Here is a 9,057-nt window from a genome sequence, read left to right as displayed (position 1 = left end):
CAGCACGGCCAGCCCGACCAGCACCGGCTTGCGCGGCAAATGCGCGGTGGCCATCGCGACGATCGGGGCGCCGAAGACGACGCCCAGCGCATAGCCGGTGACCAGCAGGCCCGCCGAAGGAATGGACACGCCGAGATCGGCGGCGACCTCCGGCAGCAGGCCCATGATGACGAACTCGGTGGTGCCGATGCAGAAGGACGCAATGGCAAGCGCAAGGATCGGCAAAGGCATGGGGCGTCCAGACTGAATCGGTTCAAATTGAGACTGCGCGACGGTATGCCCGGTTCACAAGCACCATTGCTGCAATGCAGCAATGCAGAAAGCGAGGAGCAGACAAGAAACGGGGCGCTGGCGCGCCCCGTTTGATGACCCCGATCGGATCGGGAGTGAGATCCCCCTGGTTTCCGGGATCACGGCGCCTTCGGCAAGGCATAGGCGACAATGTAGTCGCCGCGATCAGGTGACTGGCGCGCGCCGCCCGCCGAGACGACGACGAACTGACGGCCGCTTTCAGGCGAAGTGTAGGTCATCGGCGTCGCTTGTGCCCCCACCGGCAGGCGGCCCTTCCAGAGTTCCTCGCCGGTGGCGACGTCGAAGGCACGCAGATAGTAGTCCTGCGTGCCGGCGTAGAAGACGAGGCCGCCCGCCGTGGTCACCGGACCGCCGAGCGACGGCATGCCGACCGGGATCTGCAGGCCGGTCTTCATGCCGAGCGGGCCTGTATCCTGCAGCGTGCCGGCGGGAACCTGCCAGACGAGCTGGCGCGACTTCAGGTCGATGGCGCTGATGGTGCCATAGGGCGGCTGATGGCAGGGAACACCCAAAGGCGACATGAAGCCGTTCTTGAGCGCGCCATAGGGCGTGCCGAGCTGGGTGCCGAGACCATCATGCGCGGCCGACGGGCCATAATTGTCGGCCACGGCGCGCGGCAGCAGCTCGACGAATTGCGGCATGCGGATATCGTTGACGATCAGATAGCCATTGGCCTCGTCGATCGAGGCGCTGCCCCAGTTCATGCCGCCATAATAGCCGGGAAACTGCAGCGAGCGCGTCAGGCCCGGAGGCGTGAATTCGCCCTCGTAGCGCAGCCTCTTGAAGCCGATGCGGCAATAGAGCTGGTCGAGCGGTGTGGCGCCCCACATGCTTGCCTCGGTGAACGGCTTGTCGCCGATCGAAGGCATGCCGACCGAATAGGGCTGGGTCGGCGACAGGAAATCCTCCTTGGCGCCGCCATCCTGCGGCACCGGCTTTTCCTGCACCTCGGCGATCGGCTTGCCGTCGCGGCGATCGAGCATGAAGATCTGGCCGCGCTTGGTCACCTGGATCAGCGCCGGCACCTTGCCGCCCTTGCCGTCGGGCACGTCATAAAGAGCAGGCTGCGAGGGAAGGTCGTAGTCCCACAGATCGTGATGCACGGTTTGGAATTTCCAGCGCTCGCGGCCGGTGGCGATGTCGAGCGCGACGACCGAAGCGGTATAGTCTTCCGCCGCCTTGCTGCGTTCGGCGCCGAAGAAGTCGGGCGTGGCGTTGCCGGTCGGCAGATAGACGAGGCCGAGCGCGTCGTCATAGTTCGGCGTCGACCAGACGTTGGGCGTGCCGCGCGTGTAGCTCTGGCCTTCCGGCGGCAGCTTGGTGATATCAGGGTTGCCGAGATCCCAGGCCCAGACCAACTCGCCGGTCCTGGCGCTGAACGCACGAACAGCGCCGGAGGGCTCGCCAGTCTCGACATTGTCCCAGACCCAGCCGCCGATCATGACCAGATCGCGCATGACGGTCGGCGCCGAGGTCTGGAAGTAGAAGCCAGGCTTGACCTCGCCCATGCCTTGCTTGAGGTCGACGGTGCCGCCCTGGCCGAAATCCGCGCAGGGTTGGCCGGTCTTCGCATCGATCTCGATCAGCCGCGCGTCGATGGTGGTCATGACGATGCGCCCGGCGCAGGCGGTCGCGGTGGCACCAGCCGCTGGCGCGGCGGCCGTGGGCTCGTAGTAGCTCACGCCGCGACAGCGTTGCCACAGCGGCGCCGAGGCCTTCGGATCGAACTTCCAGCGCGGCTCGCCGGTCTCGGCGTTGAGTGCGTTGACGATGTTTTTCGAGGAGCAGGTGTAGACCGTGTCGCCGACCTGCAGCGGCGTGTTCTGGTCTTCGGCGCCCTTGGCCGGGACATCGCCGGTGCGGAAGGTCCAGGCGACCTTCAGATCCTTGACGTTGTCCTTGGTGATCTCAGCGATCGGCGCATAGCGCGTGCCGGCCGGCGTGCGGCCGTAGTGGCGCCAGTCGGTGCTGGAGGCTGCCGCGGCCGGCGTCGGAGCTTCGGTGGCCGCGACCGTGTTGTGGATCACGCCATGCGGCTGGAAGGCATAGGCGGTGGTGGCGACCAGGCCGAGCACGAGAACACCGGCAAGGGCGAAGGGGCCGCGCTTGCCGCCGCGCGATGACGGAAACAGCGGCGCCAGCAGAAGGGCGACCACGGCCAGCACTGTGGGCGCGACCAGCCGCGGCACCAGAGGCCAGAAATTCAACCCGACTTCCCAGAACGCCCAGGGAACCGTGGCGAGGAAGACGAGGATGTAGAGCCAGAAGCCTGCTCGCCGGCGCAAGGCGTAGAGAAAACCGGAGACGATGATGCCGGCACCGGCCAGCGCGTAATACCAGGAGCCGCCGAGACCGATTAGCTGGACGCCGCCATAGAGCAGCGGCAGGCCGATAATCATCAGCACCAGGCCGAAAAGAACGAGCAGCCAGACGCCGCCGGATGTGTTGGTATCTTGGTCTGACATGTCGATCCTCACGCTTGCCCGGATGGCGAGGTCTCGCGGTCGCGGCGGCCAAGAAAAGGCCGTAGGGCGATCAATGGAGGCCGGCTTCCGGTTTCGGCGACGGGGGCTTCGCCAAGGAAAAGAATTTATCGCATCCTAATAGATAGCATGTTATCTTTTCCGCCATGCTCAAGCAAGACCCGGATCGTGCCAGGTTTGGCCAACTCGTTATATCAGTCGCCAGGCTGTGGCGGCGCGCGGCCGACAAGGCGCTTGACGATTGCGGCCTATCGCATGCCACCGCCATGCCGCTGGTGATGCTGTCGCGGCTCGGCGACAATCTCCGCCAGGGCGTGCTTGCCGATCATCTCGGCTTCGAGGGACCGTCGCTGGTGCGCATCGTCGACCTGCTGGTCGAGGAAGGGCTGGTGACGCGCACCGAGGACGCGTTCGACCGGCGGGCCAAGATCCTGTCGCTGACCGATGCCGGCCGCAGCCGAGTGACCGAGATCGAGCGCTTGCTGTCGGTGCTGCGGGCCGATCTGCTCAAGGACGTTGGCGATAGCGAACTGAATGGCGCCGTGCTTCTGCTGGGCCGGCTGGAGGCGATGTTGAGCGAACTGGGCTGACCGGCCAGAAGCCCGGGCCTCAGACCAGCGGCTTGAGTTCCTGGGCAATGGTCGGCAACAGCTCCGAGACATTCGGGTGGATGTGCACGGCGCGCGCCAGCGTGTCGACCGGGGCCTTGGCGTACATCAGGTCGAGCACGCAATGCACCGCCTCGTCGCCGCCGGGGCCGAGGACCGAGCAGCCGAGGATCTCCCTGGTGTCGGCGTCGACCAGGATCTTCATGAAGCCCTGCGTCTCGCCCTTTTCGACGGCGCGGCCGACGCGGGTCATCGGCCTCTGGCCGACCAGCGCGCGACGGCCGGATTTCTTCACCGCGGCCTCGGTCATGCCGCAACGGCCGAGCGGCGGGTCGATGTAGAGCGCATAGGCTTCGATACGGTCGCTGACCTTGCGCGGATCGTTGTCGAGCAAATTGGCGGCGACGATCTCGTAGTCGTTGTAGGAAGTATGGGTAAAGGCGCCCTTGCCGTTGCAGTCGCCCATCGCCCAGATGCCGGGTACGCTGGTCCGCAGCTGGTCGTCGACGGTGACGAAGCCGCGCTTGTCGACCTCGACGCCGGCCCTGTCGAGGCCGAGATCGTCGGTGTTGGGCGTCCGTCCCAGAGCCAGCAGCACATGCGAGCCAACCGCCGGTGGTTTGCCGGCCGAGAAGGTCACGGCAATGTCCTTGCCCTGTTTGGCGAAAGCGATGTCGTCGGCGCCGGTATGAACCGATATGCCTTCGTTTTCGAGGATGGACAGGATGGCGGCGGAGACATCCTCGTCCTCGCGGCCGGTCAGGCGCGGGCTCTTCTCGATGACGGTAACTTCGCTACCGAAGCGGCGGAACATCTGTGCGAATTCGAGCGAGATGTAGCTGCCGCCGACGACGATGAGATGGCGCGGCAGCACGTCGAGATCCATCATCGAGGAATTGGTCAGATAGTCGATGTCGTGGATACCGGGCAGGGCGGGCACCGAGGCGCGGCCGCCGGTGTTGAGGAAGATCTTCTCGGCGGTCAGAAGGTCGTCGCCGACGCGCACCGTGTTGGCAGATTCGAAACGCGCATGACCGTGATAGAGCGTGCATTTGTCCATGCCGGCGATCCAGGTCTCGAGCCCGGTGCGCGCGTCGATCGTCACCTTGTCCTTGCGTGCCTTGATCGCCTTGAAATTGACGCCGACTGGACCGCCGAGCGTCACTCCGTAGTCGGCGGCGCGGCGCGCCAGATGCGCGGCATAGGCGCTGGCGACCATGGTCTTGGTCGGCATGCAGCCGGTGTTGACGCAGGTGCCGCCGATCAGCTTGCGCTCGATCAGCGCCACGTTCATGCCGGCGGCATTCAGCCGACCGGCCAGCGAAGGGCCGGCCTGTCCGGCGCCGATGATTATGGCGTCGAAGGTCTTGGCCGTCATACCACCGCCGCTACGATCAGCAGGCCGCCGATAATCGCCACCGCGTCCTCGATGAAGGCGGCGGGCTGATCCTTGCCGAAGGCGGCCGCGAGCCGGCCGCGTGCTTCGGCGCCGCCCAGCGTGCCGATGACAGCGCCGATGGCGCCGGCAATCAGGCCGCCGATGGTGGCGCCACCGGTGGCGCCGATCACCGCACCGGTGAAGGCGCCCATGACAATGCGGGCGCCGAATTGCTGCGGTACCTTACGGCTCGGCGTCGATGGCAACTGGTCGGTGACCAGCTCGACGATGGCCAGGATGGTGAAGATGCCGACAGCCACCCAATGGCTCATGAAGCTCGCCCAGGTGCCGGCAACCGGCAGCCAGCCGAGATAAGCACCCCAGGCAACGGCGGCCGGTGCGGTCATGGCGCGAAGACCGGCAATGACCCCGATCAGAAGTGCGAGAATATACAGCATGGTTGATCCCCCTCGATCACCGGGCTAGGACGGCCCGGCAACAGCAGGCTAGCATAGGACCGGCATTTGACCAGCGCATGACTCCGAAAAATCAGAATGGATTTTCGCGCACGATGCTGCCGGATGCTGGCACCTTCCCGTTCACTGCAATTGTGCTTTGGCAGTGACGTCACAGGGAGACATCGTCATGGCTGGAAGCGAGCGCGCAAAGATGGCGGCCGGCCAATGGTACACGTGCCTCGACGACGAACTGGAGGCATTGCGGGTAATAGCGCGTGACGCCGTGTTCGAACACAATTCGCTGCCACCCCGTCAGCGCGGAAACCTCGGGCCTGGCCTGAAGGCTCTGCTCGGCAAAGCCGGCGAGGGGGCTCGCATCGAAGCGCCGTTCCACTGCGCCTATGGTTTCAACATCTTCCTCGGAGATGGCGTCTTCCTCAATGCCGGATGCACCATTCTCGACTCGGCAAACGTGCGTATTGGCAAGGCAACGCTGCTTGGCCCCAATGTGCAGATCTACTGCGCCGAGCACCACAAGGCGGCCAGTGGGCGGCAGGCCGGACTGGAGATCGCCAGGCCGGTCGAGATCGGCGCCGATGCCTGGATCGGCGGCTCAGCCGTCATCCTTGGCGGCGTCAGCATCGGTGAAGGTGCCATCGTCGGCGCCGGCGCGGTGGTGACGCGCGACGTGGCCGCGAACACCACCGTGGTCGGCAATCCGGCACGAGCGGTCAAGCGGAACTGAACAGATCAGGACGACAGGACGTACGTCATGCGCTCGTCCTGATCAGCCCGCCTGGAGAACTCACGCCGGTATTGTGCCGGCGATGTCTTGAGCCTTGCGGCGAAATGCTGGCGCAGCGACGTGGCGCTGCCGAAGCCGGCTTCGAAGGCCACCATGTCCATCGATTTCTCCGTTGCCTCCAGCAGGCGCTGCGCCAGTTCGATCCGCTGGCTGGCCAGCCATTCGCCGAAACTGGTGCCGATCGATTTCTGGAATCGGCGGGTGAAGGTGCGACGGGCGAGGCCTGCGGCCTCGGCGACGCTGTCGAGGCTGTGCGTCTCGCTAAGCGTCGCTCGAACCGCGTCGAGGGCCTGGGCGAAACGGTCGGCGTCCGCGCTTCTTGCCACCGGATGCTCGATGAATTGCGCCTGCCCGCCCTGCCGATGCGGGGAAAGGACGATCTGGCGGGCGAGCCGGAGTGCTGCTTCCGCGCCATAGCGGGCGCGCACGATATGGAGACAGCAGTCGAGGCCGGCCGCGACGCCGGCGGAGGTCACGACGTCGCCATTGTCGACATAGAGCACCGTGGCATCGACGGCGATGTCGGGATGGAGTGTTTGCAACTGCTCGGAATAGGCCCAGTGCGTCGCGGCTCGGCGGCCCGAAAGCAGCCCGGCCGCGGCAATGGCGAAGGTTCCGAGGCACAGGCCGACGATCAAGGCGCCGCGCCCGTGCGCTCTGCGTAGTGTCTCCATCAACAGCGGCGACACCGGTTCGCCCAGATGATGCCAGCTTGGGATGATGACGATGTCGGCGCCGTCGAGCCCGTCGAGCCCATGCGGCGCCGCAACGGTCAGTCCGGCCTCGGTGTGGATCGGGCCGACCTTGGCCGCGCAGATGCGGAAGTCGAAGCGCGGCAGGCCAAGCGCCGTCCTGTCCTCGCCGAAGACCAAGCACGGCACGGAAAGATGGAACGGGCTGATGCCGTCGAAGGCGAGGACGGCAATGGTCGGGTTGGTCATGTTTGCTTCCGGCAGTTGAAAGCGGATTGTCCCAATTCTTTCGAGTGATGTCAATCGGGCCACTTTCGACTGTCTGGGAACCCGCCTATTTTTGATCCATCGCATTCAAGCCGGAAAGGAAAACACCATGTCTGACCCAGCCAACACCACGCCGCGCCGGGCGCTGATCGTCGTCGATGTGCAGAACGACTATGACGGCGGCAATCTCGCCATCCAGCATCCGTCATTCCGCGACAGCGTCGTCAATGTGGCGCGCGCCATGGATGCAGCGACTGCTGCCGGTATCAAGGTGGTGGTCGTCAAGCAGATGGCGCCCGAGACATCGCCGATCTTCGCCAAGGGCAGCCATGGCGGCGAACTCCATCCCGAAATCGCCAGGCGTAAGCGCGATCATTATGTCGAAAAGAACCTGCCCTCCGCCTTCACCGGCACTGACCTCGAGGACTGGCTGCGTGCCAACGCCATCGATACGATCACCGTGGTCGGTTACATGACGCACAATTGCGACCTGTCGACCATCATCCACGCCGTGCATATGGGCTTTGCCGTCGAGTTCCTGTCGGATGCGACCGGCTCGGTGCCTTACGCCAACAGCGCCGGCTACGCCTCGGCCGAGGAGATCCACCGCGTGGTGACGATCATCCTGCAGTCGCGCTTCGCCGCCGTGCTCAAGACCGCCGAATGGGTCGAGTGCCTGAAGACAGGCGCGCTGCCGGAACGTGACACGATCTTCGGCTCCAACCAGCGGGCGCTGTCACGCAGCGCTGCCTAGGGCGATCCGAAAACGAAAAGGGCGCCGCATCGCTGCGGCGCCCTTTTCGTCGAAACTGCAAAGTCTCAGAACAGGCCTTCGATCTGGCCGGCCTCGTTGAGGAAGATCTTTTCCGAGGACGGAGCCTTGGGCAGGCCGGGCATGGTCATGACCTCGCCGCAGATGATGACGACGAAGCCGGCACCGGCCGAAAGCCTGACCTCGCGAACCGGCACGGTGTGACCGGTCGGCGCGCCGCGCAGGTTCGGGTCGGTCGAGAAGGAATACTGGGTCTTGGCCATGCAGACCGGCAGGTGGCCGTAGCCGGCGTCTTCCCAGGCCTTGAGCTGGTCGCGCACCGACTTGTCGGCAATCGCTTCCGAGCCGCGATAGATGCGCTGGACGATGGTGTTGATTTTCTCGAACAGCGGCATGGCATCGGGATAGAGCGGCGCGAACTGCGAGGCGCCGGATTCGGCCAGCGCCACCACCTTGTTGGCAAGCTCCTCGATGCCGGCCGAGCCGTGGGCCCAATGCTTGCACAGGATCGCTTCTTCGCCCATCGAGGCGACATAGTCCTTCATCGCCTGGATCTCGGCGTCGGTGTCGGAATAGAAGTGGTTGATGGCAACCACCGCCGGCACGCCGAACTGGCGGATATTCTCGATGTGGCGGCCGAGGTTGGCGCAGCCCTTCTTCACCGCTTCGACGTTTTCCTTGCCGAGGTCTTCCTTCTTGACGCCGCCATTCATCTTCATGGCGCGCACGGTGGCGACGATGACCGCCGCCGCCGGCTTCAGTCCAGCCTTGCGGCACTTGATGTCGAAGAATTTTTCAGCACCAAGGTCGGCGCCGAAGCCAGCTTCGGTGACGACATAGTCGGCAAGCTTGAGCGCCGTCGTGGTGGCGACGACCGAATTGCAGCCATGTGCGATGTTGGCGAACGGGCCGCCATGGACGAAGGCCGGGTTGTTCTCCAGCGTCTGCACCAGATTGGGCTGCATGGCGTCCTTGAGCAGCACGGCCATGGCGCCGTCGGCCTTGAGGTCGCGGGCATAAACCGCCGACTTGTCGCGACGGTAGGCGACGATGATGTCGCCGAGGCGCTTTTCAAGGTCCTTCAGGTCGGTGGACAGGCACAGAATGGCCATCACTTCGGAGGCGACGGTGATGTCGAAGCCGCCTTCGCGCGGGAAGCCGTTGGCGACGCCGCCGAGCGAGCAGATGATCTCGCGAAGCGCGCGGTCGTTCATGTCCATGACGCGGCGCCAGACGACGCGGCGGGTGTCGATGCCGCGCTCATTGCCCCAGTAGATGTGGT

The 9,057-nt window shown here is 65.0% G+C and carries 9 protein-coding genes; 3 read left to right on the top strand and 6 right to left on the bottom strand.

Features of this window, described 5'->3' with window-relative positions:
- Positions 1–231 (bottom strand): MFS transporter (locus tag EN935_RS12535; RefSeq protein ID WP_164771100.1); only part of this gene is annotated, 231 nt, incomplete at its 3' end.
- A gap of 179 nt (positions 232–410) precedes the next feature.
- Entirely contained in the window at positions 411–2,777 is a 2,367-nt protein-coding gene (locus EN935_RS12530; RefSeq protein ID WP_127264747.1) for a membrane-bound PQQ-dependent dehydrogenase, glucose/quinate/shikimate family, read from the bottom strand.
- 164 nt (positions 2,778–2,941) lie between these two features.
- Here EN935_RS12530 and EN935_RS12525 point away from each other — a divergent pair, with 164 nt between their 5' ends.
- Positions 2,942–3,385 (top strand): MarR family transcriptional regulator, encoded by a 444-nt coding sequence (locus EN935_RS12525; protein ID WP_127373350.1) that lies wholly within the window; start codon positions 2,942–2,944, stop codon positions 3,383–3,385.
- A 19-nt stretch (positions 3,386–3,404) separates the two neighbouring features.
- Here EN935_RS12525 and EN935_RS12520 read toward each other — a convergent pair whose 3' ends face one another.
- Together EN935_RS12520 and EN935_RS12515 are read right to left on the bottom strand one after the other, a co-directional pair.
- Positions 3,405–4,781 carry an FAD-containing oxidoreductase gene (locus EN935_RS12520; RefSeq protein ID WP_127373349.1) on the bottom strand — a complete coding sequence of 459 codons (1,377 nt, stop codon included), beginning with the start codon at positions 4,779–4,781 and terminating at the stop codon, positions 3,405–3,407.
- A complete protein-coding gene (locus tag EN935_RS12515; RefSeq protein ID WP_127262887.1) occupies positions 4,778–5,239 on the bottom strand; it encodes a DUF4126 domain-containing protein in 462 nt (153 codons plus the stop codon). Before EN935_RS12515 ends, EN935_RS12520 begins: the two co-directional genes overlap by 4 nt.
- A gap of 187 nt (positions 5,240–5,426) precedes the next feature.
- Here EN935_RS12515 and EN935_RS12510 point away from each other — a divergent pair, with 187 nt between their 5' ends.
- A complete protein-coding gene (locus tag EN935_RS12510; RefSeq protein WP_127262888.1) occupies positions 5,427–5,984 on the top strand; it encodes a sugar O-acetyltransferase in 558 nt (185 codons plus the stop codon).
- A 5-nt stretch (positions 5,985–5,989) separates the two neighbouring features.
- On the opposite strand, the gene EN935_RS12505 is transcribed toward EN935_RS12510, so the two are convergent.
- Positions 5,990–6,985, bottom strand: coding sequence for a helix-turn-helix domain-containing protein (locus tag EN935_RS12505; RefSeq protein WP_127262889.1), 996 nt, complete (start codon positions 6,983–6,985; stop codon positions 5,990–5,992).
- Positions 6,986–7,112: 127 nt separating this feature from the next.
- Here EN935_RS12505 and EN935_RS12500 point away from each other — a divergent pair, with 127 nt between their 5' ends.
- Positions 7,113–7,757, top strand: coding sequence for a cysteine hydrolase family protein (locus tag EN935_RS12500; protein WP_127262890.1), 645 nt, complete (start codon positions 7,113–7,115; stop codon positions 7,755–7,757).
- A 65-nt stretch (positions 7,758–7,822) separates the two neighbouring features.
- Here the strand turns inward: EN935_RS12500 and EN935_RS12495 are convergent.
- On the bottom strand, positions 7,823–9,057 hold a 1,235-nt coding region (locus tag EN935_RS12495; protein WP_127373348.1), incomplete at its 5' end, for a formate--tetrahydrofolate ligase.

The organism is Mesorhizobium sp. M7D.F.Ca.US.004.03.1.1 (assembly GCF_003998635.1).
GTDB classification, from domain to species: domain Bacteria; phylum Pseudomonadota; class Alphaproteobacteria; order Rhizobiales; family Rhizobiaceae; genus Mesorhizobium; species Mesorhizobium loti.
Note: the sequence above shows the minus strand (reverse complement) of the source record. Positions and strands in the feature narration are given on the sequence as shown.

Excerpts from the sequence above, each read along its gene's own strand:
- EN935_RS12530 (WP_127264747.1), bottom strand. The coding sequence starts at position 2,777 with ATGTCAGACCAAGATACCAACACATCCGGCGGCGTCTGGCTGCTCGTT.
- EN935_RS12515 (WP_127262887.1), bottom strand. The coding sequence starts at position 5,239 with ATGCTGTATATTCTCGCACTTCTGATCGGGGTCATTGCCGGTCTTCGC.
- EN935_RS12505 (WP_127262889.1), bottom strand. The coding sequence starts at position 6,985 with ATGACCAACCCGACCATTGCCGTCCTCGCCTTCGACGGCATCAGCCCG.
- EN935_RS12510 (WP_127262888.1), top strand. The coding sequence starts at position 5,427 with ATGGCTGGAAGCGAGCGCGCAAAGATGGCGGCCGGCCAATGGTACACG.
- EN935_RS12500 (WP_127262890.1), top strand. The coding sequence starts at position 7,113 with ATGTCTGACCCAGCCAACACCACGCCGCGCCGGGCGCTGATCGTCGTC.
- EN935_RS12525 (WP_127373350.1), top strand. The coding sequence starts at position 2,942 with ATGCTCAAGCAAGACCCGGATCGTGCCAGGTTTGGCCAACTCGTTATA.
- EN935_RS12520 (WP_127373349.1), bottom strand. The coding sequence starts at position 4,781 with ATGACGGCCAAGACCTTCGACGCCATAATCATCGGCGCCGGACAGGCC.